This window comes from Williamsia limnetica (assembly GCF_003217475.1).
GTDB classification, from domain to species: domain Bacteria; phylum Actinomycetota; class Actinomycetes; order Mycobacteriales; family Mycobacteriaceae; genus Williamsia; species Williamsia limnetica.
Genome location: NZ_QJSP01000022.1, coordinates 63,236 through 86,324 on the forward strand (window position 1 = coordinate 63,236; position 23,089 = coordinate 86,324).

A 23,089-nucleotide genomic window follows, 5' to 3' on the forward strand; every position below is an offset into this window, starting at 1 on the left:
TGTTGCGGCGCAGAGGTTGCCGCTGGGAATGAGGGACTTGCTCTACGCAGCCAAGAATTCCAGTGCGGCAGGAACGAATTGGTCGTGGGCCTGGAAGATGCCGCCGTGCCCGGCGTCGGTGTAGATGCGCAGGGTGGCGTTGGGCAGACGGCGGGCCAGGTCGTAGGTATTGCTGGTCGGCACCATCCGGTCGTCGTCACCGTTGGCGACCAGGGCGGGTTGAGTGATCAGGCTCAGATCGGCAGGTTCTGAAAGTCCCCAGGTGTGGATCGCGCGAAGCTGGGTCCGGAAGGCTCCGAGCGAGATCTTCTTGTCGCGGTCGGTGGCCCGTTCACCCAGGCGCGTGATGAACTCGCGGGACTGCGCTTTGCCGTTGGCGGTGCGGGTGAAAAAGAGATTCTGTTTGGGGTCTTTGCCTGTCAGCACGGCTGTGATCGAGTCCGTGTAGGTCAGCCGGGTCACCTTGTCGATACCCTCACCGCCGGCCGGGCCGGTGCCGGCGAGGATGAGTTTGCGGACCAGCGCGGGGCGCTCGGCGGCGATGACCTGCGCGATGAATCCGCCCATCGAAAAGCCGAGCAGGTCGACCTTCTCGTACCCGAAGGCGTCGATGACGGCGATCGCGTCGTGAGCCATCTCTTCGATGGTTGCCGGTGTCGTACCGCCCGATCCGCCGACACCCCGGTTGTCGATGACGAGCACCCGGTGTTTCGCGGCGATGCCGTCGACGACGCGTGGATCCCAGTTGTCGAGGGTGGCACCGAGGTGGTTCAGGAACACCACCGGAGTGCCCTCGGTCGGGCCGTATGCGCGGTAGACGAAGTCGGTGCCGTCGACCGAGATCGTCTGGTTCGCAACAGTCGTCCACGACGTGGTCGGTGCCACGCCCGGCGATGCCGCGTCGTCGCGATGTCGAGCGTTTTGGTCTGTCATGTGTGCCTCCTGCTGGTGTAAACAGATCTGTTTACTTGCACGGTAAAGCATCCCGGGCCGGATGTAAACAGATCTGTGTACTATTGGTGAGGTAGGCAGCGAGTTCGAGTTGAATGATCGGTGGTTTCGATGGCAGCAGCAACGCGCTCTGATAGCCCACGCCGGGGGGCCAGGGATCGTATTCTCGCGAGCGCGGCCGAACTGTTCTATGTGGAGGGGATCAACGCCACCGGCGTCGACCTGATCGCCTCACAGGCCGACGTCTCCAAAAGGACTCTCTACAAATACTTCCCGAGTAAAACCGTGCTGGTGGAGCAATACCTCGCGTTTGTTCGCGAGATGGTCACCGACCCTCGGGAGGCTGACGCGGCGGGGCCGCGGGAACGCCTGATGTTGCTGTTTCCGATCCCGGATCCGGATGACGGCCGGATGCGCGGCTGCCCCTTCCACAACGCAGCCGTGGAAGCCGCCGCAGTGATGCCCGACGTTGCGGACTTCGTGCACGTGCAAAAGCGCGCCTTTGCCGACGCGATCATCGAACTGTGCCGCGACTACGGCGCTGACGATCCCGATCTGCTGGGGCACCAGATCGCACTGCTCTACGAAGGCGCCGCAGCGCTCTCGACATCGCTCGACGACCCTGCGCCGTGGGTGTATGCACGGACCACCGCAGAGACACTGCTCGACCTCGCGCGCACGTGACTGAGAGGGAGAGCCTTTCGGAGGTGCTTTGCGACCGCGCTGGTCAATGACGCCGATAATCGGTAATTACGTCAGCTGGACGTTGCGAGCGGCGGTCCCAATTAGGGGACGAGTTGCTGCTAATACCAGTTGCCGCTGAACGGTAACCCGGCCGGCTGGAGCCGGTAGTCCGGTGGTTTCGTCAGGTACTGCTGACCAGATTTGGCTGCCGATACCCTCGACGGCCAGAACGGCACGAATAAGAGTCCTCAACGCGCTCAGAGGCCGGGCTACGGCCATCCGATCAGTGTTTTGGGTGTCTCGTGGAACCAGCCACTCGACTTAACTGGTTCTCGCCTGGTCACCTCCGACGACGAAACGATTATGACTCGGCGGTCCTCGTTCATGTAACGGGTCCAGCGGACATCTGAAGAAAGAACGTACCCGACCTCTGGCCGCTCGTTACGTGCTGAGATGCGTTCTGCGGTCAGCCACATACCGGACACCAACGGGTAGATGATTATCGAAGCGACAATGAGCACGATTCCGAAGATGTAAATCGACCTCGCCCACAATCGTTCTCTGCGACCGAATAGAACTCCAAGCAGTGTTAAAGCGACCACGATCCCGATGTTGGACACCAGAAAGACGACCGGCATGGACCAGTAACAGACAGCCACGACGATGACGGACACCACGGGCAAGCGTGTGTAGTAGGCATTCTGCTCGGGCGTGTGGCCAACTGCCCTGTCTACTTTGCCGACCGCCTTGTTCGCAGCAACGGCCCAGAATACGAAGCCCCAGAGGAGAAGCGTGCTGCCGATCGGCAAGAACGTCGCGAGGACCAGGCCCAGGACGTCCAAGTCCTGTACTAACGCCCGAAGGGCCTGCGGGTCCCCACCCGAAACGACCACGACCTTCAGCGCCGCCAGCAAAACCGGAATCAACCCGCTCACTATCGGATGTCGAGTAATTGCCTCGGAGAGCTGTGCGATCGGACCAGGCTGCGTCACAGGAAAAGACTCTCACGATCGGTTGCTGACGCGTTGCCAGCTCAGTAGGTGGTCTTCACAGGATCAACTACCAACGTCCCCGCTACTGGATGGCCCTGCGATCCTTGCGCACGCGGAGGTTCGCGCTCTCTCGCTGTGACAAGTCCATCGACGTCACAGTCACAGTGTCGCGGAGCTAGTGCCTTGCGAAGCGATGGCGGAGAGATCACGCCAGCGAGCGCTGTGCGTGACTAGCTTTAGCGCAGGGTGCGGGCGTGGCACCAGCGGCAACGCCGGGCTGTCGGTAGCCTGCGGTAGAGAGCGTGTACAGGTGAGGCGGGAGGTTGAGGGTGTGACGGTCACTGTCGGCTCGATCAGCGCCGTCCTCGACTGTGCGATGGGTCCGCGACCGGAGTGGGTCGGTGCGGTGTTCACCGACATGTATCCCGATGACGCCGTCGACCTGCCTACCGGGTGTGCGGCGACAGTGCTGGCGTGTGACGAGGATTGGCAGTGGATCGCCGATCATGCTGCGGCGGTCGCTGCCGCTGTCGAGCAGGCGTGCACGACGGTTGTCGGAGCGTGCGCCGGTGAGTGGGTCGTTGGCCGCGGCACTGTCGACGGCGAGGCATTTCTGGTGTGCACGGCCGCGAACGCTGTCGGCAGTGTCGTTGCCGGTGTGGGGAATGTGGTGCTCGTGCTCCGGGCCGCCGTCGCCGGAATCTCCGTCGACACCGCAGGTACGGTGTCGCGGTGACCGACGTACTGCCTGCGCCGATATCGGCGCAGCCGCTAAAGCTGTCGCAGGATTTGCTGACCCGGGTCGAAACGTCGCTGCTCGACACGCGTGCGGAGTCGACGCGCCGCAACTACACCCGCGCCTGGGCGGCGTTCGAAGAGTACTGCCGCCGCGGTGGCCACAAGGCGTTGCCAGCGAACCCACATGTGGTGGCCGACTACTTCCTGTCGCTGGAGAACACGGTCAAAGTAGATGGCAGCGCAGCGTATTCGATGTCAGCGATCGAGGGCGCGGCCGCGGCGATCAAGTTCGTCCACAAAGCCCACAGCCCCCACCAGCACGATAAGGAGCTAATAGGGGAGGGGGCGCCGTTGTGGCTCAGTCCGGTGGTGTCGGGGACGTTGTCGGCGATCCGCCGCCGCGGCGCTGCATCCGGTCGGCGGCCCCGCCGCCCCGAAGATCCCTTCGATCTGGTGGATCTGCGGGAGGCGGTGACGGTTGCCCGGGCGTCAGCGACTACGTGGCGGAAGAAGCTCCGCGAACGCCGCGACACCGCCGCCCTGGTGCTGGGGTGGGCAGGGGCGATGCGTCGCTCGGAGATCGTGGCGCTGACAGTGGGCGATGTTCGGCGCACCCTGGACGGGTGGATCATCACCGTCCGCAAGTCCAAGACCGACCAGGACGGCGCCGGATTCAAGAAAGCCCTCCCGACCGGGGAGCACCTGGAAACCTGCGGTCCGTGTGCGTATCTGCGGTGGCTGGACTGTCACCTTGCTTACGACCGGATCGGGCGAGCGGGCCTGATCCGGTTGTTGGCCGCCGACCGACCCCACGATAAACATGTCTGCGGCGGAACCCTCCCGGAGACGAACCCGGAGACGGATCTGTTTCGGTCCATCACTGCCGCCAGCGACCTCACCCACACTGCCCCGGGCGGCCAGCTCATCCACACGATCGTCCGTAAACGGCTCGCCGCGGCCCGCCCCGATCTGGACATCACCCGGTACGGCGCGCACAGCCTGCGAGCGGGGTTCGTCACCGAGGCATTCCGCACCGGGCATGAGCCGACGACCATCATGAAGCAGACCGGCCACAAGTCTGTCGATTCGCTCCTGAATTACGCGCGCGAGAACAACATTCACCACCAGAACGCAGCTACCACGATCGGCATGTGAGCAGCGCATGACCACGCTCGGTGCAGGATCTGCTGATATCGGTTTGGTGCATCGGCTGCCGGCCTCGCACCGCGCCCATTGGCGGCTCTTTACCGAGTGGTGCACAGCGTTCGACACCATGGCGCTGCCGGCGTCGCCGGTCACCGTCGCACGGTTCCTCGATTTCGAACCCGGCGCCGCGCGCGGGACGCTGCGCCGGCGGGTCGCAGCGATCAATGCCGGCCACCGGGTCGCCGGGCATACCCCGCCGGGCACGGTCACCGCGGTGCGGGCGTTGTTGTCGGCGCGCGATCGCGACGCCGAGACCGCTCGCCATGTGATCGGCCGGTTGCCGGTCAGTGGTTGGCCAGCAGGTCTTTTCGGGCGCCGCGACGCGCTGATTCTGACCCTGGTGTGCCGACTGGGAGTGCCTATCGCGCGAGTGGGGGAGCTGCGGTGCGGTGACGTGAGCGTCGACGTCGCAGGCAGTGTGCTGCATGTCGGCGGCGGACATGACATCGCCACTTCGCTCGAGGCAGACAACACGCACGGGGTGTATGCGGTGTTCTCGCGGTGGGCAGGCGTCCGCGACCTCACCCTGCGCCGCCTCTCGCCGATGGCGTGGGCACCGGTCCTGCACACCGCACCCGCCCGGGCCAGCACTCCGCAGGTGTCCAGGCTCGAGCACTACGACCCCGACGCTGCGTTGCTGCCGACCTTCGACCGGTGGGGCAACCTGACCGCGCCGATCGGCGACACCACCACGGGCATGCGCTCCCGTGCCGTCGACACCATTTTGCACACTCACCTGCGGGCGCCGGGACGGCCGATCACCGGACGCACCGCCTGGACAACGGGGGTGATCAAGCGCCGCGCCCACCCCACCGAGAACGCCCCCGCGCCTCTTGACGCGGCGCCCTTAGACGACACCTACGACGACGGGATCACTGCGCGCCGCCGCGCCGCCGGCGAACTCGAGGACCTCGACGACATCTTCGATGCCCTCGACCACCAGATGGCAGCACTCCTCGAACGCACCGAGCACCTCCTCGAGGACGCCGGCGCACCCTAAGCTTCTGCTCCCTGCGGGTGCCCGTACCCGGCAATGCATAAGCGTGCACCGGCCCGTGCCGCGGCCGGAGGTTCATGACCAGGCCGCCCTGTGGCCGTGCGGATCCCCGGGGTGGACGTGTCCGCGCTCAGCGGTCAGTGAACGCCTGGAGGATGTGTGCCGGAATTCTGCCGCGGTCGCCCAATTCGTAGCCGTTGTCCCTGGCCCACAGGCGAACCGCCGTGCTGTCCACCCCGCTGGCGGGCGAGTGAGTGGACGCCACCGATGTGTGTCCGGGCTGGCGTGTGCGTCCGCCTACCCGCCTGGACTTGGCGAGCAGAGTCGCCAACGGCACGCGGCCGGTCTCGATGCGGTCGAGATTGACTGTGCTGGTGTCGAACTCGTACTCCACACCTAGCCAGATCCAGTTCACCATGTTGAGATCGTCGATGTCGAGCGCCTTGCCGTCGATATCGTCGGTGAACTCGACACGGGTCACGGTAGCCACAAATACACGTCCTTCTCTGCTCAGTTGAGTGCTGCTGCCGATACTAGCCGCGACCGCGTGCGGCGGATCGTTAACAGGCCAGCTACAGCTGTGGGTCGCCGCGGCGCCGCACCGCGCTGGGCGGTAGCCAGAACCGTTCGGTGATGACGCAGCGGGCATTTGTGCTCCACAACTGGACCTCGCAGATGCCGATCCATTGGCCACTGCTGGCCCGCAGCCACGCCACCAGCAGGCCGGGATGGTCCGGTTCGAACCGCACCCCGTGGGCCCGGGTATCGAGGGAGACCCCGATGGGCGGGCGGCGGGTGGCGAACGCCCACCCCAACACCACAGACAGGTCGACGGTCACCGGCACGGCAGGGTTGCAGATCCGCAGCGTCCGTCGGTGACCCCAGGAATCGGCCACACTTGTCGATGCGAACATACGTTCGATACTATGGGACGGTGCGGGCCGATGGGGTAGCGATACCTGGGTGCCTCTGTCTGTGTCAAGGGCCCAAATGTTCGAACTTCGGAGACCGCCGTGAGACCACGGACGTAATCGCGAAGTTTGATGTCTAGGGCATCGTCAGCGTATTTAGCGTTTGTCGGTCGGCGGTGGGGATGAACCCGAGGCTGGCGAGGACGGGATGGTCCAGTGTCGTGGCGATGTGTTGTGCGCCGGAGTCAGCGGCGTCGCAGATCGCCCGAAAGGCAGTGCGGGCAACGACATGGTCGGGGGGATCGGTGTTGGGAATTGCCTCGAGAATTTTGAGCTCAGCGACGCCGTCGGTGTCTGTCCACGCTGTGACCGCTTGTGCCACGTACTGGTCCCGCTGACCTTTGCGGTTTCGACTCGCGGTCGACCAGGAGATCAACTGGTCGTGATGGAATGCGGTGACGGTGTTCCCCTGTAGGTCTGGGCTATGGGGCACTCGGATTACACCGTCCCAGTTTGGGCGAGCGTTGAGCCCGCCGACGCTGTACGGCTCTCTGCTCAGCTTGGTGCGCTTGCCGAGATAGATGACGCCGTCGATGCGTTGGCGTCGTGCGCACCACATCAGGCCGGTGGATAGTTCTTCGAACCAGAATCCGGCGGTGTATCCCATCCAGAGTCGGGCGTTGGCCTGGGGTGATCGAAACTCTGCTTCTGTTTGCGGGATGTGGCCGGAGATGGCGAAGATGTTGGGGTTGTTCTTCCACCGGAACTGCACGTGCAGGGTTTGGCCAGCAACGATGAGGAGTTCGGTTGCGAAGTCCGTGTGGATTGCGCCGCGCAGCCGGAAGAGCTGGTGTGCGTGTTCGACCGCTTCGCGTGCTGTGGGGGTGAGGGTGTCGAGCGGGTCGCCGGTGACCTGGATGCGCCAGCCGCCGTCTGGGTCGGTGCGGGGATCGCGTTCTTTCGAGGAGTCGGCGTACGGACCGTGCGCAGCGAGGTGATGTCGCAACGTGGTGTTGTGGGTTGGCTGGAGTTTGCGTGGCTCGGGTTCGCTCTGGCGCCATCTGATGTTGTCGGGCGCAAGGATGGGGTGACCGTGGCCGTCGATGAGGGCAACGAAAATCTTCTTGTGCTGGTGGTTAGGAGCCTTGGAGCGGTTGAGTGGGGTGGAGGCCGCCCGGCGGCGCTGGTACGCGAAGTCGGCGAGCTGCTCACCGAACATGACCCGAGTCCATGCCTCTGCCTCATTGTCGGGAATGGGCGTACTCGGGGTTGGTTGGGTCGCCCAGGTCTGATCGAACTCGCCGGGGAAAGCGATGATTGTCGCTTTGACCTTGCGGGGGTTAGTCCCAAGCGGGAAGGAACCCGCATCGTTCGCGGCTGAGCAGCTGATTTTGATGTGAATGCGGGTGTTCGGAACTGTCACAGACCACCCGCGTAGCCTCAGCGAGTTGGCTATCCGCAGCGGCAACAACGTGCGTGGGCCGATTTGCTTTTCGATCTGGTTGATCAGATCGGACACGCCTGCACCATCGGAGGGCTGCTTTCTGGAGCGGTCAGGCGTACTCGTATTGAGGCCCATTACAGACCCTCGAGGTCGAGATCGACAAGGATGCCCATTTCGCGGTAGCGAATGATGTCGGCGGCGGGGGATACGGAAAATAGCCCTCCTCTGTCGAAGGACGGCGGCGTTTTCTCAACGTCCCGGTATCGGCGGGACCCGTGCTGCTGTGGCTCCCAACGGACACCGGACGGGGCGTGATATGGGCTGGACACCACCTGTATTCGGGTGACGAACCCCCGAACGGCTTTGGCCGGGCTGTAGGAAATGCTGTGCCAGTGGGTCAGGCGTCCAGTGAGCGTGACCGGGCCCGAACGTCGACGGTCGCCGCGCCAGGTGGCTCGCCAACCGTCGCCATGAAGATCGCCGGTCCAGAGGTGGTCCTCGCCGGCTGGAGAGCCGCGGTCTTGACGAGCGGTGGGGTGCAGGTCGAGGACAGCCTGAATCGTCATCACTTCGGGGGACTGAGTAGCCGACTCCACGAAGTCGAGTACGAGCTCGATGACTGAGCCGATTCGTGGAGGTGCCATCGCACCATCTTCGATGGACAGGCCGTCGATGAGGACTGTGAGCGGTGGGCGGCTCATGCGCCTTTCTGCAGATTCGACACACCAGCACACTAGCAACAGAAGCAAAGGTTACGTGCGACAGAGCTAGACCGTCCACACCCCAAGTTGGTTGACGCTGAGTAACCGGGGATCTGGTGGTCGCGGCCGCGGTAGTAGGCTGACCGACGGTGACCTTGTGCCCGGCGGCCTCGTCTGCTGGCTTTCCTAGTGCACGGGGATTCATGTGTTGCTTCAAGGTGTGGAAGATGTGGTGCGTGAGGGCTTTCTGCTGCGAGCAGGAGTAGTCCCGTGGGAAGCCGACAGCTTGCGTAGGTTTCCGCCCATTCATCGCGATCTCTTCGACAATTTTCTGTTCAGTGCCACGAGATTCGCCGTGGGCGAAGGGGACTGGTCGACCTTCCCTCATGCGTGCAGAAGGTATCTGTCGGCGACTAGCGGGGAGTTGCAACGTCCGCCGCCACTTATCCCGCCTGCGGTCGCCGATACGGTCGCTGAGGTGTTGTCTCGGTTCCGGCAGCGCGAGACCGGTGAAAAGTTCGTGGCAGGGATAGCCGGGCGGGTGACTGCGCACGAACAACAACTTGCGGAGCAGTTGTTCTTCGCACTCGGAGATGACCGCGGCGATGGTCTGTCCGCCGCGGGCTTGCGTGTTTACAGCAAGATGATGTCGGCGCGGATCAGCGACGGCTTTGTGCACCCCGCGGTGGGTGCCCATATCTGGGGTGACGTTCCCGCCGGTCCACCCCATCTACCCTCGGGCGGGCCCCACATTCGCATTCTGCGAACTATCGAGGCGCTGAGTCGACAGTGGGTGACCTCGCCGGCCGACCGGCCGAAGATCGAGCGCATGATTATCGACCGCGCACACACTCTCGGCTGGAGGACTGAAAGCCCAGGATTGGTCGAAGGGTCTCCCGGCCAGTGGGAGGCAACCCCACCACCTGGAAATCGATGAGTGGCTGCGCACTCTGATCGCCGTCACGTATCTGTCCCGCGCGAGGCACTCAAAAGTTCTGTCTCACAGTTCATACGGGCTGAGTAGCGATTGCTTGTGGTCCGGTGAAAAATGGATACTGAAACCGCAACTTGCTCCACACCAACCTGCCATCCCTGTGTAGGAATGCTATTCCTACGCTGCAGTGTTCTCGGCCCGGAACTGGCGCTTCCATTACCCTTCGAACGTTTCGAGCAGCGGTACAGTGCGCACATGACCAATCCCGCCGGTGCCGAACGGTTGGAGAAGTGGGCTCCGGGCCTTGTGTCGGCTCTGGCTGCGCGATCGCGCTGATCAACGTGACGCAATACGCGTTCTGAATCCAAGCTTCTTCGTGGACCCAGCGGTATCGCTCGAAAGTCGCCATACCATCTCTACTCCATGGACGGTGTGGAACTGTCACGACGGTAGGCCGTCGAATTGGCCACTTAAACAGTTCGACCGGACTGAACCGGAGCCGACTATGTCTCGGGATGCGATGCTCAATATGTGACTGTCCCCAGCAGGCCCGGCCGATACGAGTTCCGATGGGAGATTGGCGATGACGGCTGCGGCATCGTGCACGGAAGGGGGCCTGGCTCCTGGGGTGAGGCTCTGCGAGCAGTCGGCCATGATCTTGCCTTGGGCCAGTACAACAAAAACGTCGATTGGCTGCGCTGGTATGTGGAGGTCGGTGACGGGGAACGTATCGCGGGGGACGAGGTGATGCTGCATGTTGCCGGCCCCGGCCGGATCGGCCTCGGGCTCGGCGGGGGAGTTCGCGTCGACACTGCCCTGGCCGAAGCCACCAGGTGGGCAGCAACAGTCACTCAGGATGCGGTGGGTGACTACAACCTGGCGTGGCCACACCGACCGGCCGGCGGACTGCTCTATGCGCGCATCCACGGCGAGGAAGCGGTGTGGATAGACGGGAAGAGCCAAGCTGTCGTCGCCGCCATCGGTTCGCTGCAGCCCAACGATTTATGACCCGCGCGCATAGTGCCGTGGGGGATCGTTCCGGGCCGTCGGCCAAGTTAGTACAGGTGTTCGATAATGGGTAGGGTAGAGGTGCGGAGGCCTGGCGTACACGGGACATCTTGGGTACGCGGGAAGCAGGCCTCCGCGCTCCCTTCTGCGTTCTCGGGACGCGCGGACATCGCCGCGTGTCGTCGTAAGAGTTCTGGACAGCGGCGGGGGCCCGCTGGCCGATTAGACGGCGGCGGGTTCTCTGAGTTGTTCTCGTGCCTCCCACCGGCGGTGGTCCTGGCACATGGTTCGCCAGACCTTCTTTGCCACTTGGCGTTTGAGGCAGCGCATCGCCGAGCGGCGGGTCATGCCTGCGTCGATTTTGTTGTGCAGGTAGGGGTAGCCGGGACTGTTTGCGTTTCTGCCCTGGCAGACCGCGATGACGTGGAGAGCGGAGTTGAGCACGCGGTCGCCGTCTCTGGATAGACGGTGGCGGTTGGAGTCTGCCGAGGCGATCTGCACGGGTGCGGTCCCGGAGTAGGTGGCAAACGCGGCCTCGGTGGCGAAGCGGAACGGATTGCCGGTGCGGGCGATGATGCGTCCGGCGGTCACAGGTCCGCAGCCGAAGATCGTCGTCAGCGTCGAGCCGCAGTCGGTCAGCGTAGTTTCGGTGCGCTCGGAAATGTCGGCGAGCTGCACGTCAAGGCGACGAAGATCTCCCACCAGTTCCAGAGCAATCCGGTGCCGCATCACATCGGCCGGCGTTTCAGGTACGAATCTGCGCAGCAGCACGGATGCCTTCTCCGAGTCCAGATCGACATCTGCACCGCCGGGAAGGAGCTGGCGTAGCACGGCGTGCAATTGGTTGACCAGTCGGCTTTTGGCGCTCAGCAAGCTGCGTCGACGCTCGTCGAGCACACGCAAGACACTGGTGTAGTCCTCGCAGAACACGGGTCGTTCGTCGCCTTGCAGTGCGGCTACGCACGCGGCGGCCGCGGCGTCGATGCGGTCATTTTTCCGTCGGCCACCTCGGGAGAGTTGTCGGACGCGTGCGGTGGCTGTCGAGGGGACGTCCACGACTGATTCACCCTGCTGGACAAGCCATAACGACAGATGGTGCCCGAGGCCCTTGGCGTTCTCGACCGCCCATCGGTGCTCGGGCCATCGCCCCGCCCACTCCAACAGAGCCTGGTAGTCCGGCTCTGTCGAGCGGATACGCAGTGACCCGAGGTCGACGTTCGTCGCAGGGTCAACGGCGGTGGCGGTGTGGCTGGATTTGTGTGGATCGATACCAATGACGATCAAAAGGGAGTCCTTTCTGTGAGCGGTTGTGGAGATCCCCGGCCGGCAATCCGACTTCCAGTCACACCGTCGTACGTGCGCTCATGCCTCTGTTGAGCCAGGCCAGAGACGGAAAGCGCAGAGAGTGACACACCCAGACCAAGCCATTCCCTCAACAGCGCGCCCTCGGGACGGCACGAAGCACCCGAGCCACACCCCTGCGCTCTCCTACGCCAGGCTACGAACCCGCCGGTTCGAACGCCACGACGTACTTCTATACAAGTCGGAAGCACCGGCCCGCATCACAGCTTGCAGCATGCTCTCTGACGCGCTTCGATGTAAGGAACCCGAACGGGGAGAGGAGCCGCCGGTGTTCGACAACTTTGAGCGAGACGCTTTGCGCGAGGAAGGGTTTGACCCCGACGACCCCGAAACAGTGACGGCAATCGATTTGGTGCGGTGGGAGCTGTCGCTGCTGCGCTTAGATCCTGAGGTGGAGCAGGGTTAGTGCTCACCGGGCAATGACACCTGGTGGGGCAACTTATCGGTCCGTAGCCCTCGCCACGATGGGTGGCGCAGTCGATCAGTGAACTCCCGATAAAACACGTCGCCCACGAGTTGGGGTCGGCACCAGGTGGCCTGGTGAGCGACTGCACGCGGGGGAGCGGCCGCGAACGAAGGATCAGGGCACGCCAGCTCGTCGAGCTTGGCGCGCAGCTCCCGCCGGGCTTTGGCTGTGAACCCTGTTCCCACGTGACCGATGTAGACAAGTTCGCCGGCCGCGTTGTGGGCACCCAGTAGCAGTGAGCCGATGCCGCCTGCGGCGCTGCCAGAGCCGCTGACGTACCCTGCAATAATCGCCTCGCAAGTCAGGCGGATGGGGTGCTTGCGCCTTGACTGCACTAGTCAAATGCGGTCCGCGCGAGGCGCCGAAACACCAAAGGCGGCCAACGACACAGGGGACTTTGACTTGTTCCACTTTCATCGGTGTCGGGTCTGTCAGTGCCGTAGTGTCGACCAGGCAATTGCTGGGTGTTGGTGCCCGGTGAGGCTCTAGGCTAGGGCAAGGAAGAGTTTTTCCAGTTCGGCTTCGGTCAACGGGGCCTGGTCGCCGTCGGCGCCGTTGATGCACTGACGCATGCCCGAGGCAACGATTTTGAAACCAGCCCGGTCGAGTGCGCGGGACACGGCCGCGAGTTGGGTCACAACATCTTTGCAATCGCGACCCGCTTCGATCATCGCGATCACCCCGGAGAGTTGTCCTTGAGCGCGGCGCAGGCGGTTCAGCACTGCAGTCATTGCCTCTTCATCACCAGTCACGGGGCATGCCTCTCTGTTTGTTCATTCATCTTGAGGGTACCCCAGGGGGTATGAGTTCGCACACCGGTCGAGGTTGACTCTAAGATACCCCCAGGGGTACCGTCGGGTTCGTACTGATACCCCCCAGGGTATTTGAATGTAGATCCTCGAGGAGGTCTCTCGCATGTCGGACACCACGACCACAGCTCCACAGCCCGGTTCACCACCCACGTCGGTTCCCGGCATGCTGGGCCGCTGGGGGGCGGCGATGGCCGGGCGTTCCCGATGGGTCTTCTCCATCTGGCTGTTGGTACTCGTCGGCCTGGGTGCAGCTGCGCCGTCAGTGTTTTCCTCCTTGGCCGGCGCTGGCTGGCAGGCCAACGGGTCGGAGTCGGTGCAGGTGCGAGAGCTGGCGCAGCAGCACTTCGGCGGCAACTCATCGGCAGCGGTGCAGGTCGTCATCCACTCCGACCGCGACACCATCGACAGCCCAGCGATGCAAGAAACCATCGCGAATGCCACCGCAGTGTTCGGCCGTGACTCCCGGTTCGGCGAGGTTGTACCCCCGCAACCGGGAATGACCATCAGCCCAGATCGGCACACCGGCATCCTGATCGCCGGCGCGAACGCGAACACCGACGACATGGTTCGGGCTGTCGACGATGTCAAGGGAGAGCTCGCCGAACTCTCGCGCGATGGTGTCGAGGTGTATCCCACGGGAGCGTCTGCCTTGTGGAGCGACTTCAACAAAGCCAACCACGACGCGATGATCAAGGCGGAGCTGTTCTCGTGGCCGGTCACTCTGGCCATCATGGTCCTGGCCTTCGGGTCGCTCGTGGCCGCCGGCCTGCCGCTATTGCTCACCATCGCCGGCCTGGTCGCCTCCGCCGGTGGCCTCGTCCTACTCAACCAAGTCACGCCGATCTCAGTGTGGGCCATGAACTTTGCGATGATGTTCGCCCTCGCCCTCGGGATCGACTACGCCCTGTTCATCGTCTCCCGATTCCGAGATGCCCTCAAAAACCACACCAACAAGACCTACGCGGTCGCCGAAACGATGGATACCGCAGGTAAAGCCGTGGTGCTGTCGGGTCTGACCGTGCTGGTGAGCCTGTCGGCAGTGTTGCTGGTGCCCGCTCCCGCGGTGCGGACGATGGCCGTGGGCATCATGCTGGCGGTGACGTTTGTCCTCGCGGCCACGTTGACGTTGCTCCCGGCCTCCCTGGGCGCACTCGGGCCGAAAGTCAACGCTGCCTCGCTCCCGTACGCTAAGCGCCAACAGCACCGTTCGCCGCTGTTCGAACGCTGGGGCAAGCTTCTGCACAGCCACCCGGGGCCGTTCGCGCTCGGATCGCTGGCTGTGCTGATCGCTCTGGCCATCCCGGTCATTGGCCTCAAGGTCGCCATGCCCTCGATCTCGGTGGTCCCCGAGGAGGCACCCGTGCGCCAAGGATACGAATTGGTCCAGCAGCAGATGGGCGAGGGCGCCCCCGGAATGCTCCAGATCGTCGCACCCTCGGGCCAGGCGCAGCAGGCTGCCACCGCAGCTACACAGACACCCGGAATCAGCATGGTCACCCCGCCGCAACCAGCGCTCGACGGCACCGACTACGTAATGATGCAAGCGCTGCCCGCAGTTGATCCCTCCGATGCTCAACTCGGCGTCATCGTCGATGACCTCCGCGGAGCACTACCCGCAGACGCGCTGGTCGGCGGCGCCCCCGCGGAGAACCTCGATCTGCAACAGGCTCTCAACGACTATTTCCCGCTGATCGTCGGCATCATCTTGGTTCTCGGGTTCGTCCTGCTCCTGGTCTCACTGCAAGCCCCACTGATCGCGCTGATCGGCACCGTCGTCAGCCTCCTGTCGACTGCGGCTGCGTTCGGTGTCGCCAAGCTGATCTTCCAGGACGGCCACCTGTCCGGATTGCTCGGATTCACCCCGCAAGGCTTCCTCGACGGCTGGGGGCCGGTGTTCTTCTTCGCGATGATCTTTGCCATCGCCATGGACTACACCGTCTTCCTGCTCGCCACCGCCAAAGAACACTACGAGCGCACCGGCGACGCCGACACTGCACAGATCGACGGCATGGCGCACTCGGGACGAATCATCTTCGCCGCCGCAGCGGTCATGGTCGCCGTGTTCTTCACCTTCGCGCTGGCAGATCCGTTGCCACCCAAAGAGATGGGCATCATCCTCGGCGTGGCTGTTCTGCTCGACGCCGTCCTCATCCGGCTGATGCTGCTACCCGCCCTACTCCGCCTGACCGGACGGGCAGCATGGTGGTCACCGACCTGGCTCCGCAAGATCCTGCCCGCGATCTCGTTCTCCCACTGACTACACCACCAGAAAGGACTACGACCCGATGAACAGACGAACAACCCCACCCACGTGGACCGTCGAACGAGCAGTGCCACTCCTGGCAGGATTGATGATTCTCGCGAGCCTGGCCCTGGCCACCAGTGTCTCGACCTGGTGGCTGCTGCTGACCGCCTTCGTAGCACTGAACCTGCTGATCTTCGCCGCCGTCGGCTGGTGCCCGGCCAGCCTGCTCATGCGCCGCCTGGGACTACCGCGCCGCGCCGAACTCCACTAGATCCAAGCACGAAACCCCACCCGGAAGGAAAGCTGTTATGTCACTAGCCATCTCCACCGTTCTCCACCTCCCGTTCGACGAGGCAGTCGCACGAACCCGCGCCGCACTGGCCGACCAGGGTTTTGGGATCCTCACCGAGATCAACGTCAAAGACACCCTGAAGACAAAAATCGATGTCGACATGGAAAATTACCTGATCCTGGGTGCCTGTAACCCGCCGCTGGCGCACCGCGCGCTGGAGATCAATCGACAGATCGGACTACTGCTGCCGTGCAACGTCGTGGTCCGCACCGACCCCACCAATCCATCGAACTCGATCATCGAAGCCATGAACCCCGACCTGATGGTCGAGGTGTCCGGGGAAGCTGAACTCGCATCGGTAGCCCGGGATGCGTCCGTCAAACTCACCGCCGCCATCGCCGCGTTGCAAGCTGCAGCATCCGCTTGAACCCCAACAGTCCGCAACCTGAAGGAGTACAGATGAGCGCAGTGACGTTCTATTTCGACCCAGCATGCCCGTTCGCCTGGGCCGCGTCTCGGTGGCTTGTCAACACCGCGCAACGACGCGACATCGAGATCGATTGGCGGCAGATGAGTCTCGCGGTGCTCAACGAGGGCACAGATGTTCCTGAACGGCAGCGGCACCACGTCGAAGTCTCTCAGCAACTGGGCCGTGTCCTGGCCGCCGCCCATGACCGGGCCGGCGACAGCGCACTTGGACCGCTCTACACCGCCCTGGGCCAGCGGGTGCACCAGCAGGGCGCCGACGTCACCACAGCGATGGTGGCCCAAGCGCTCACCGAGAGCGGCCTCGATCCCCAGCTCGCCGACAGCCTCGACGACTCCACCTACGACAGTGCAGTGCGCGTGGCACACCAGCAAAGCCAAGACAGCCTCGGCGACTCCGGTGGTAGCCCCATCATGTGCATCGACGGCCAGTGCTTCTTCGGGCCAGTACTTACCGCCATTCCCGATGACCACGACGGGGACCAGCTGTTCGACGCCCTGCAGACGCTGTCGGCAACAAGCGCCTTCGCACAACTGCAACGACCACACAGCGGACCGCCGACGTTCAGTTCCTGAGACCGTTCGCGGTAACGCATCGGCGCAGCGACGGAAAACGGGGCACCGGACTAGGCATGCCTCACGTCCGGTCCTGGCCGCAGCTAGCCGCACAGTTGCCGCGCGGAACTGCTAAGCGGGGGCGCCGACGCCAGGAAGCCCCAAAGCAGTTGTTTTCGTAGCTGAGAGACGCTCAAGATCGGTGCGCTTGCGGGCCAAGAACGACAGGGTAAGGGCGATGCCCTCGACCTCGCCGATCCATCCCTTTGTCTGGGCAATGTCTCGGCGGGCATGCAGGTCTGTTTCGAGTTCGTTGAGTCGGTCGAGCATGTCCGGGCTGACGTGCAGCATCGGGCATCGGATGCATGCATGTTCATGTGCACAGGGCGTGCCGTAGGGCCGCCCGCAGGTCCCGAGTTCGACTTTACGTTTGTCGAAATGTTCTTCGAACTCGCCCCATTCCTCGGGCGTGACGGGGCGGTATTCCTCGGAGTTACGTTGTGCCCGGCGGCGTTCGAGGTACTGCTGGTAGTGACGGACCACGTCCTCGTTGAACACTGCGACGTAGCCGCGGGTTGTTTGCAGATTGGTGTGACCGAGCAGGGCGGCTCCGATGTGGATGGGAAGGCCGTTGTTGACGAGTTCGGTGGCGAACAGTCGCCGTAGATCGTGGGGGGTAAAGCGCAGTCCCTCGAATTGGGGGTGCTCGGCAGCGACGTCTAGGCAGATGCGCGCGAGCGCATCGTTGAGCCATCCGACGCTGTTGCACCGCGCCACCGGTCCCTGCGAGTTCTGAAATAGATACGGCAGGGCTGGTCCGACTGTCGATTCGTACGGGTCCCATCGTTGCAGCGCCGGGATTGTGCGGCCGCTGGAGGTGTGCCGGCCGATGATGGCGGCGACGATGTGAAAGAGCTCCGCCGACATGGGGATAACTCGTTCGCGATCGCCTTTGGATGGTGCAATCACCAGGAGTGCGACTACTTCGCCGCCGGGCCGGGTGTATTGGCGAACGCTCAGTTGGGTGAGTTCGAGGAGCTCTTCTTGCCGAACTCCTGCCAGGCGCAGCACTCCGAGCAGCGCCCAGTCCCAGAAGGCGCGGTCCTCAGCCATCTGGAGATTGAGGATGTCGCCGGTGCGATGGCTACGGACGCGAACCCGGGCGGCGCCCGAGCGGTCAAAGTCTTTGTGTTCACGGTCGGTGGCCACTCGAGTGAACCGCGCGCCGACGTGCTCGAAGGTTTCGTCAATCGCCGCGGCGCTCGCCCGAGTGAGGAACTCGAGCGTGGCCTGCCGTTCCCGCTCGACGTGCGCGGTCATCGCAGGCAGCATCGGCTGACGCTCGCGGGTGCGGTTGGCGATGCGCTCACTTTGCCGGCGCCGTTCCTGGCTGTACCCGGATGTCGCGGACGCGGGGAGCGGGCAGGGAGCGACCCACTGCGCCCATCGTTCCGGTTCGATCGCCGACCAGCTTTGCAGGTCGAGGTAGAGTGCGCGCACCGTCATCAGGATGTTGTGAAGATCGGTCCGCGGGTGGGTACCTGCCGGTGTTCGAACAACCGAGACGTCCTCAAGCCACAATGCGTACGTGGCGGGGCTCAAGTGCAGATCCTGCTGGCCCGGGGATACTCGTTCGACGGTCTTCCAGAAGGTTGATGCCAATGTCCGGGACAGGGCTTGGAGGGTGTTGTGATCCATCCCTTCGCTGCTGCGGTGCCGGAGATAGTCGATCAGCAGGGTGCGTACACCCTGATTGCTGAGGTGGTATTGGTCGACGAGCTGCTCGACAGATCGGGGCCGGCGGGCGCGCGCCAGCGCCAGAGTGCTTGGCGTCCCGGGCCCGAAATGGCCCATCCTGACCAGGGCCTGCCACGCGAGATGCACACCAGGACGCTCCGCGTAGGCCCTGTCACCGCAGGCGTCCATGTGAGCTCGCGCGTAGAACATCAGGGCTTCGGGCGTGAGGTCGACCAGACCAATTTGCTGGCTGGTCAATGCGAAACACAGTTCGTTGCGAGCCTTGTTCCGCTGCATCACTCGCGCATCGATGCTGCCCAACTCCACGTAGAAGGCGTCGAGTAGTGGATCTTTCTGCGCCGGCCCGAACGATGCGCCGTACTGGGCCATCGTCGAATAAACGCAGCGCGACCACACTGGGAGAGATCACCCGCAACGCGGATAGGCTCTTCATGCCGTCGACATGTGAGCCGCTCTTCATAGCTCCGTGGGTGATATCGGTGATGGTGCGATCGCCGGAGTCGAGCCCGCTCATCACCCACCGCTCCTGCCACGTCTCACCAGGCAAGGTCGCCAAATAGTTGGTGAACATGCGGATAGACAAGGACCGCTTCTGTCTCGTGGACTTCGCCTGCGGCCAGGCGTGCGTCGCCGCTTCTGTCAGTTCAGCCGCTCCTGCGGCAGACAGATCCCCGAATGGGGCAGGCAGGTTTGGCATCGCGGGGGCCGGCGTGGTTGTCGTCGGTGCAGGTGGATGCCGAAGGCACTCTGTCAAATCCGGCAGAGGGCGGCGACGCGTCCGCGAGGTGGTCGTGCCTCGTGATCTAGTCACCGAACACCACCGAGAAGTCGGCAGCGTCGTAGTCCGCGTGAAGATGCAGCGCGGGGGTTGGTCGAGCGTAGAACGCAGCCATGGTCTCGACCATCTCTTCCATCCGGGGGACGGTGTAGCGGCTGGTGGTGCGCAGATCAGCATGGCCGAGGACCGTTTGCACCTCAGGAAGGGTGAGCGTTCCGTCGGTTGCCATCCGGACCGCCGCGGTATGCCGCAAGTCATGCAGAGTCCAGTTCGTTCCTAGGACTACGTTCACGCGTTGGAAGACGCGTCGTGCAGCCGAATAGCTCAGTGCACGTTCAGGTTTCCTCAGCGTCCGCCACAGCGGGGCAGCAACATCGGGGTTGGTCGCTGTGTGAACATACCCAGCCAGCCACAGGAGCGCTTCGGGCGACACAGGAACCGGGCGCCGCATCCGGGTGCCCTTGGATATCACCCATATCCGTTGATGGTCCCAGTCCACATCACCGTTTGTCGCGCCTAGCAGCTCTGAGGCCCGGGCGCCGCTGCTGACGAAACACAGCAGCAATGCACGGTCGCGAGGACCGCGTAGAACCTCGAACAGCTCGGACCACAATGAATCGGGTATCGATCGAGGTAAGGTGTCGGCCGTCTTCTGCCGCAACCGCGCCCGACGGTGGCGTTGACGAGATTCGATCGGGCTGCGGTGGGCCAACGCTCGTCGTCGTTGTGGGGACTGCGGCACCGGGTTGAGAACGGGACCCTGCCCGGAATGCCCATGGAAGGCGTAGAACTGGTAGGTCGCAGCAAGTGCAACGTTGATCGTCGACGGGCTGTATCCCAGCGCGAGTTCAGGCTTGCCAGTCTTGAGATTGACTGCCCCAGCCACGTTCGTCGACGCGGGCGACCGGCGACGTTGAGGATTGCTGGCACTGCGCAGCCAGCCGACCATCGCGGCCACATCGGACTCGGTCGCATGATTCCAGCTGACACCCAGAAACCAGAGAACGCGAAACCACGTAAGGAGTGAATAGCAGTAGGCGCGAACCGTTCTCGTGCTGCGATCGCACATCACCAGGTCTCGAACCCACACGTCAATCGCATCGACTCGAGCTCCGTCAGCATCAGCGACCCCGTACGGCACCACAGTCGAGCTATCCGAGATGACCGAACCGATCCGAGGCAGCTCCACGACACCATCCATGAGTGCATACCGTTCATTCGACGCTTCTGCGTCCATGTTGCCCCCAGGATTAGGTCGAACCCTAGCCCGTTACGGCTCTCCTGGTGCAGTTAACTCTCCAGGCGGGGGAGCGCCGGCCGGGCTGGTAGGTCGAGGTGACTCTTTTGGTCACAATGCCTTCTAGGCCATGTTCTTTCGCGGTGTCGAGCATGGCCTGGATGTCGACGTTCGTCCAGAACGGTGGAGTCTGTACGGACTTGCCCGACAGTGCCAGCTCGTCGAGGATCTCGCGGCGCTCGAGATAGGGCAGACGAGTGGTGTCCTGCCCGTCCAGCTCCAAAATGTCGAACACATAAAACTGCGCCGGCGTGGCCGCCACAAGCTGGCCTGTCGGCTTCTGTACGTGCATGCGCCGCTGTAGGCGGCTAAACGAGGGTCTGCCCTTGGGGTCCAGGGCCACGATCTCACCGTCGAGGACCGCCGAGCGCCCATCGAGGATGTCCGGAATGGCCGCCACCAACTCGGGGTAGCTGCTGCTAAAGTTGTTTGAGTTCCGACTGAACAAACGCGTTGTCTCCGAGCGGTTTTCGGCGATGCAGCGAACTCCGTCCCACTTAAATTCCACCGCCAACCCCTGAGATCCTCCTTGTGGAGGTTCTCCCAGGGTGGCGAGCATGGGGGAGGGGGCAGGCGGCATGGGTTCAGTGTGCCCGCCGCGGTGAACCCCAAACGAGCTTCCGGGGCAGGGTCGATCAGACGATGATGGTCACTCCGCCCGGACCGAAGTGGCCCTGGGCGGCAGTGATGGCGGCGAGCGCCGAACCGTAGCTGACGGGGGAGTGCTCGGCCGCTGCCCGGCCATCGCCGGGGCGAGAGGTCCAGGACCACTGCCCGTCGCCGGCGAGCTGGTGCACATCGACCCGCACGTCGGAGCCGCCCACCGTCAGGTCTCAGCCTTTTCATCGACAGGTGCGGGAGGCATCTTCATGATGATGACGTCATCACTGCCGATGTAGCGGTAGCCGTACGCCCCTGTCGAGAGCAGCACGAGTCCAGGTTGACCCTCGTCGGGTTCAGGTGGGTATGGCATACCTCAAGTCTCACATGCCCGCCCGACAACACCGCCACAGTCGTTGGTCTGGCCCTGGCGGTGTCTGGCCGTAGCATCGCTGCTGCGGAGGAGTTGAAGGCTCATGTGAGGAGTCCAGCGTGTTCGACGACCGCCATCCGCCCTCTCGGTGTCCGAACGGGCACCAGCTCGGCCCCAACAGGGTGCTGGTGGGCTGGGACAGCCTTCGCCGGCCGCCGTGCCGGTCCTGGACCTGCCGCACCTGCTGGGCCGTGGTGCACGCGACACCCCAAGAGAAACCAGCTGTCATCCATCCGCACGGACTATGAACCAAAAGGCAAGGTGCTGCCGCGGCACTCGGTAACCCGACTACCTTGCCCTCGACATGGTGCTGGTGACGTCAGTCAGTTCGAGGCCAGGAGGCGAGCTTTTGACGAGCAGATACTGGCGTGCAGCCGTCGCGGGTCCTGTCCAACAAGTTGGTAAACGACTCCTCGCGACACTGCGGTGGCTAGCGGCAGCAGGTTGGGTCCAAGACCTGCCGCAGCGCTTGCAGCGCGTCGGTGTGGGCACGGTAGAAGACGTTCATGCCGCGACGTTCGGGGTGGACCATCCCGGCTTTCTTGAGCTGCCCGAGATGGTGGCTGACGGTCGGTTCAGAGAGCCCGACGGCGGCCGCGAGGTCGCAGGTGCAGACTTCGCCCGCGTCGTCGGTGAGCAGGATGGACATCAGTTTGATCCGAACCGGATCCGCCAATGCCTTCAGCCGCAGCGCCACCTGTAGGGCCGCGTCGTCATCCATCGGGGAGGCCGAGACGGGTGCGCAGCATATGGGTGCGGTCATGTCGATCACCGGCAACGTCTTGGGCATGGATCCGATCTTACGCACGGTATTGACATATGTCGAAGAGGTCGGCACTCTGGGTGGTGACGGTAGTTCGATGTATGTCTCACAGGTGGAGGTAGTTATGTCCCGTATGCAGTTGGCGCTCAATGTCGACGATCTTGATCAGGCGGTCGAGTTCTATTCGAAGTTGTTCAATGTTGCTCCGGCCAAACGCAAGCCGGGTTATGCGAACTTTGCCGTGGCCGAGCCGCCCCTGAAGCTGGTGTTGCTGGAGAACCCGGGCCAGGGCGGCACCATCAACCATCTCGGGGTGGAAGTGGAGTCCAGCGACACCGTGCATTCGGAGATCGCCCGGCTCAGCGGCGAGGGCCTGTTCACCGAAGAAGAGATCAACGCGACGTGTTGCTTCGCCACCCAGGACAAGGTGTGGGTGACCGGCCCGGCCGGGGAAAAGTGGGAGGTCTACACCGTGCTCGCTGATTCCGATACGTTCGGCACCACCCCGAAGTTGTTGGAAACCAACCATTCTCCGGCCGAGGAATCGGGATCTGCGTGCTGCGGGACCACAGAGTCCGCGCCGGTCGACGCTGCTGCCCGCTAGGGGCACTGGTACGAGAGCAACTGTGGCGGGCACCTGTGGGGGTGCCCGCCACAGGTATGTGTCCTGGCGGTT

General features: G+C 63.6%; 27 protein-coding genes. 12 read left to right on the top strand and 15 right to left on the bottom strand.

The window, feature by feature from the left end; genetic code table 11:
• Positions 1 to 42: 42 nt before the first annotated feature.
• Positions 43 to 933: an alpha/beta fold hydrolase gene (locus tag DFR67_RS26645; RefSeq protein ID WP_110472494.1), complete on the bottom strand. Its 891-nt coding sequence runs from the start codon at positions 931 to 933 to the stop codon at positions 43 to 45.
• 129 nt (positions 934 to 1,062) lie between these two features.
• Between DFR67_RS26645 and DFR67_RS26650 the strand changes: the two genes are divergently transcribed.
• The gene (locus tag DFR67_RS26650; protein WP_110472495.1) at positions 1,063 to 1,635 is read left to right on the top strand and encodes a TetR/AcrR family transcriptional regulator; all 573 of its coding nucleotides are present in this window, start codon (positions 1,063 to 1,065) and stop codon (positions 1,633 to 1,635) included.
• A 269-nt stretch (positions 1,636 to 1,904) separates the two neighbouring features.
• On the opposite strand, the gene DFR67_RS26655 is transcribed toward DFR67_RS26650, so the two are convergent.
• Positions 1,905 to 2,549: a hypothetical protein gene (locus tag DFR67_RS26655; protein WP_143695001.1), complete on the bottom strand. Its 645-nt coding sequence runs from the start codon at positions 2,547 to 2,549 to the stop codon at positions 1,905 to 1,907.
• A gap of 409 nt (positions 2,550 to 2,958) precedes the next feature.
• Here DFR67_RS26655 and DFR67_RS26660 point away from each other — a divergent pair, with 409 nt between their 5' ends.
• Genes DFR67_RS26660 through DFR67_RS26670 form a run of 3 tightly spaced genes read left to right on the top strand, consistent with a single transcriptional unit; the run spans position 2,959 to position 5,571 of the window.
• Complete coding sequence (locus tag DFR67_RS26660; RefSeq protein WP_143695000.1) at positions 2,959 to 3,363, top strand: hypothetical protein; 405 nt, start codon at positions 2,959 to 2,961, stop codon at positions 3,361 to 3,363.
• Complete coding sequence (locus tag DFR67_RS26665; RefSeq protein WP_084889917.1) at positions 3,360 to 4,520, top strand: site-specific integrase; 1,161 nt, start codon at positions 3,360 to 3,362, stop codon at positions 4,518 to 4,520. The genes DFR67_RS26660 and DFR67_RS26665 overlap by 4 nt, the downstream gene beginning before the upstream one ends.
• 7 nt (positions 4,521 to 4,527) lie before the next feature.
• Positions 4,528 to 5,571, top strand: coding sequence for a hypothetical protein (locus DFR67_RS26670; RefSeq protein ID WP_110472496.1), 1,044 nt, complete (start codon positions 4,528 to 4,530; stop codon positions 5,569 to 5,571).
• Positions 5,572 to 5,698: 127 nt separating this feature from the next.
• On the opposite strand, the gene DFR67_RS26675 is transcribed toward DFR67_RS26670, so the two are convergent.
• The 4 genes from DFR67_RS26675 to DFR67_RS26690 form a co-directional block, all read right to left on the bottom strand.
• On the bottom strand, positions 5,699 to 6,058 hold the full coding sequence (locus tag DFR67_RS26675; protein WP_240497985.1) for a histone-like nucleoid-structuring protein Lsr2: 360 nt from the start codon (positions 6,056 to 6,058) through the stop codon (positions 5,699 to 5,701).
• 82 nt (positions 6,059 to 6,140) lie between these two features.
• On the bottom strand, positions 6,141 to 6,482 hold the full coding sequence (locus DFR67_RS30655) for a hypothetical protein (RefSeq protein ID WP_084889913.1): 342 nt from the start codon (positions 6,480 to 6,482) through the stop codon (positions 6,141 to 6,143).
• Positions 6,483 to 6,615: 133 nt separating this feature from the next.
• Positions 6,616 to 7,698 (bottom strand): hypothetical protein, encoded by a 1,083-nt coding sequence (locus DFR67_RS26685; protein ID WP_146240550.1) that lies wholly within the window; start codon positions 7,696 to 7,698, stop codon positions 6,616 to 6,618.
• A 359-nt stretch (positions 7,699 to 8,057) separates the two neighbouring features.
• On the bottom strand, positions 8,058 to 8,624 hold the full coding sequence (locus tag DFR67_RS26690) for a hypothetical protein (protein ID WP_084889909.1): 567 nt from the start codon (positions 8,622 to 8,624) through the stop codon (positions 8,058 to 8,060).
• 478 nt (positions 8,625 to 9,102) lie between these two features.
• Here DFR67_RS26690 and DFR67_RS30345 point away from each other — a divergent pair, with 478 nt between their 5' ends.
• Together DFR67_RS30345 and DFR67_RS26700 are read left to right on the top strand one after the other, a co-directional pair.
• On the top strand, positions 9,103 to 9,561 hold the full coding sequence (locus tag DFR67_RS30345; protein WP_143694999.1) for a hypothetical protein: 459 nt from the start codon (positions 9,103 to 9,105) through the stop codon (positions 9,559 to 9,561).
• A 528-nt stretch (positions 9,562 to 10,089) separates the two neighbouring features.
• Positions 10,090 to 10,566, top strand: coding sequence for a hypothetical protein (locus DFR67_RS26700; RefSeq protein WP_143694998.1), 477 nt, complete (start codon positions 10,090 to 10,092; stop codon positions 10,564 to 10,566).
• A gap of 222 nt (positions 10,567 to 10,788) precedes the next feature.
• Here DFR67_RS26700 and DFR67_RS26705 read toward each other — a convergent pair whose 3' ends face one another.
• Positions 10,789 to 11,850: an IS110 family RNA-guided transposase gene (locus DFR67_RS26705; protein WP_084889903.1), complete on the bottom strand. Its 1,062-nt coding sequence runs from the start codon at positions 11,848 to 11,850 to the stop codon at positions 10,789 to 10,791.
• Between the two features lie 346 nt (positions 11,851 to 12,196).
• Between DFR67_RS26705 and DFR67_RS30660 the strand changes: the two genes are divergently transcribed.
• Entirely contained in the window at positions 12,197 to 12,334 is a 138-nt protein-coding gene (locus DFR67_RS30660; RefSeq protein WP_158540050.1) for a hypothetical protein, read from the top strand.
• Here DFR67_RS30660 and DFR67_RS31635 read toward each other — a convergent pair.
• Positions 12,331 to 12,729 carry an ATP dependent DNA ligase gene (locus tag DFR67_RS31635; protein ID WP_084889901.1) on the bottom strand — a complete coding sequence of 133 codons (399 nt, stop codon included), beginning with the start codon at positions 12,727 to 12,729 and terminating at the stop codon, positions 12,331 to 12,333. The two genes, DFR67_RS30660 and DFR67_RS31635, sit on opposite strands and share 4 nt — an antisense overlap.
• Positions 12,730 to 12,879: 150 nt before the next feature.
• Complete coding sequence (locus DFR67_RS26715) at positions 12,880 to 13,146, bottom strand: metal-sensitive transcriptional regulator (RefSeq protein ID WP_010843899.1); 267 nt, start codon at positions 13,144 to 13,146, stop codon at positions 12,880 to 12,882.
• Between the two features lie 163 nt (positions 13,147 to 13,309).
• On the opposite strand from DFR67_RS26715, the gene DFR67_RS26720 reads away from it, so the two are divergent.
• From DFR67_RS26720 to DFR67_RS26735, 4 genes are read left to right on the top strand one after another with little or no spacing between them, the layout of a single operon-like run.
• On the top strand, positions 13,310 to 15,463 hold the full coding sequence (locus tag DFR67_RS26720) for an MMPL family transporter (RefSeq protein ID WP_110472498.1): 2,154 nt from the start codon (positions 13,310 to 13,312) through the stop codon (positions 15,461 to 15,463).
• A gap of 28 nt (positions 15,464 to 15,491) precedes the next feature.
• Positions 15,492 to 15,722 carry a YgaP family membrane protein gene (locus DFR67_RS26725; RefSeq protein WP_110472499.1) on the top strand — a complete coding sequence of 77 codons (231 nt, stop codon included), beginning with the start codon at positions 15,492 to 15,494 and terminating at the stop codon, positions 15,720 to 15,722.
• Between the two features lie 37 nt (positions 15,723 to 15,759).
• Positions 15,760 to 16,170: a DUF302 domain-containing protein gene (locus tag DFR67_RS26730; RefSeq protein ID WP_110472500.1), complete on the top strand. Its 411-nt coding sequence runs from the start codon at positions 15,760 to 15,762 to the stop codon at positions 16,168 to 16,170.
• A gap of 32 nt (positions 16,171 to 16,202) precedes the next feature.
• Positions 16,203 to 16,805: a mycothiol-dependent nitroreductase Rv2466c family protein gene (locus DFR67_RS26735; RefSeq protein ID WP_084891352.1), complete on the top strand. Its 603-nt coding sequence runs from the start codon at positions 16,203 to 16,205 to the stop codon at positions 16,803 to 16,805.
• A gap of 111 nt (positions 16,806 to 16,916) precedes the next feature.
• On the opposite strand, the gene DFR67_RS26740 is transcribed toward DFR67_RS26735, so the two are convergent.
• From DFR67_RS26740 to DFR67_RS26760, 6 genes are all read right to left on the bottom strand, one after another.
• Positions 16,917 to 18,911: a tyrosine-type recombinase/integrase gene (locus tag DFR67_RS26740; RefSeq protein ID WP_084891350.1), complete on the bottom strand. Its 1,995-nt coding sequence runs from the start codon at positions 18,909 to 18,911 to the stop codon at positions 16,917 to 16,919.
• A gap of 434 nt (positions 18,912 to 19,345) precedes the next feature.
• Positions 19,346 to 20,521 carry a tyrosine-type recombinase/integrase gene (locus DFR67_RS26745; protein ID WP_211325169.1) on the bottom strand — a complete coding sequence of 392 codons (1,176 nt, stop codon included), beginning with the start codon at positions 20,519 to 20,521 and terminating at the stop codon, positions 19,346 to 19,348.
• Between the two features lie 61 nt (positions 20,522 to 20,582).
• Complete coding sequence (locus DFR67_RS26750; protein ID WP_276206090.1) at positions 20,583 to 21,131, bottom strand: ATP-dependent DNA ligase; 549 nt, start codon at positions 21,129 to 21,131, stop codon at positions 20,583 to 20,585.
• Positions 21,132 to 21,252: 121 nt separating this feature from the next.
• On the bottom strand, positions 21,253 to 21,441 hold the full coding sequence (locus DFR67_RS26755) for a hypothetical protein (protein ID WP_084891346.1): 189 nt from the start codon (positions 21,439 to 21,441) through the stop codon (positions 21,253 to 21,255).
• Between the two features lie 2 nt (positions 21,442 to 21,443).
• Positions 21,444 to 21,590 (bottom strand): hypothetical protein, encoded by a 147-nt coding sequence (locus DFR67_RS30875; RefSeq protein WP_168176531.1) that lies wholly within the window; start codon positions 21,588 to 21,590, stop codon positions 21,444 to 21,446.
• 490 nt (positions 21,591 to 22,080) lie between these two features.
• Complete coding sequence (locus DFR67_RS26760; protein WP_084891344.1) at positions 22,081 to 22,440, bottom strand: Rv2640c family ArsR-like transcriptional regulator; 360 nt, start codon at positions 22,438 to 22,440, stop codon at positions 22,081 to 22,083.
• A gap of 97 nt (positions 22,441 to 22,537) precedes the next feature.
• On the opposite strand from DFR67_RS26760, the gene DFR67_RS26765 reads away from it, so the two are divergent.
• Positions 22,538 to 23,017 carry an ArsI/CadI family heavy metal resistance metalloenzyme gene (locus DFR67_RS26765; RefSeq protein ID WP_084891373.1) on the top strand — a complete coding sequence of 160 codons (480 nt, stop codon included), beginning with the start codon at positions 22,538 to 22,540 and terminating at the stop codon, positions 23,015 to 23,017.
• Positions 23,018 to 23,089 lie beyond the last annotated feature (72 nt).

Coding starts and splice junctions, on each gene's coding strand:
- DFR67_RS26645 (WP_110472494.1), bottom strand. CDS start 933: ATGACAGACCAAAACGCTCGACATCGCGACGACGCGGCATCGCCGGGC.
- DFR67_RS26650 (WP_110472495.1), top strand. CDS start 1,063: ATGGCAGCAGCAACGCGCTCTGATAGCCCACGCCGGGGGGCCAGGGAT.
- DFR67_RS26670 (WP_110472496.1), top strand. CDS start 4,528: ATGACCACGCTCGGTGCAGGATCTGCTGATATCGGTTTGGTGCATCGG.
- DFR67_RS30655 (WP_084889913.1), bottom strand. CDS start 6,482: ATGTTCGCATCGACAAGTGTGGCCGATTCCTGGGGTCACCGACGGACG.
- DFR67_RS26685 (WP_146240550.1), bottom strand. CDS start 7,698: ATGTTCGGTGAGCAGCTCGCCGACTTCGCGTACCAGCGCCGCCGGGCG.
- DFR67_RS26690 (WP_084889909.1), bottom strand. CDS start 8,624: ATGAGCCGCCCACCGCTCACAGTCCTCATCGACGGCCTGTCCATCGAA.
- DFR67_RS26720 (WP_110472498.1), top strand. CDS start 13,310: ATGTCGGACACCACGACCACAGCTCCACAGCCCGGTTCACCACCCACG.
- DFR67_RS26725 (WP_110472499.1), top strand. CDS start 15,492: ATGAACAGACGAACAACCCCACCCACGTGGACCGTCGAACGAGCAGTG.
- DFR67_RS26730 (WP_110472500.1), top strand. CDS start 15,760: ATGTCACTAGCCATCTCCACCGTTCTCCACCTCCCGTTCGACGAGGCA.
- DFR67_RS26735 (WP_084891352.1), top strand. CDS start 16,203: ATGAGCGCAGTGACGTTCTATTTCGACCCAGCATGCCCGTTCGCCTGG.
- DFR67_RS26740 (WP_084891350.1), bottom strand. CDS start 18,911: ATGGCCCAGTACGGCGCATCGTTCGGGCCGGCGCAGAAAGATCCACTA.
- DFR67_RS26745 (WP_211325169.1), bottom strand. CDS start 20,521: ATGGATGGTGTCGTGGAGCTGCCTCGGATCGGTTCGGTCATCTCGGAT.
- DFR67_RS30875 (WP_168176531.1), bottom strand. CDS start 21,590: ATGCCATACCCACCTGAACCCGACGAGGGTCAACCTGGACTCGTGCTG.
- DFR67_RS26760 (WP_084891344.1), bottom strand. CDS start 22,440: ATGCCCAAGACGTTGCCGGTGATCGACATGACCGCACCCATATGCTGC.
- DFR67_RS26765 (WP_084891373.1), top strand. CDS start 22,538: ATGTCCCGTATGCAGTTGGCGCTCAATGTCGACGATCTTGATCAGGCG.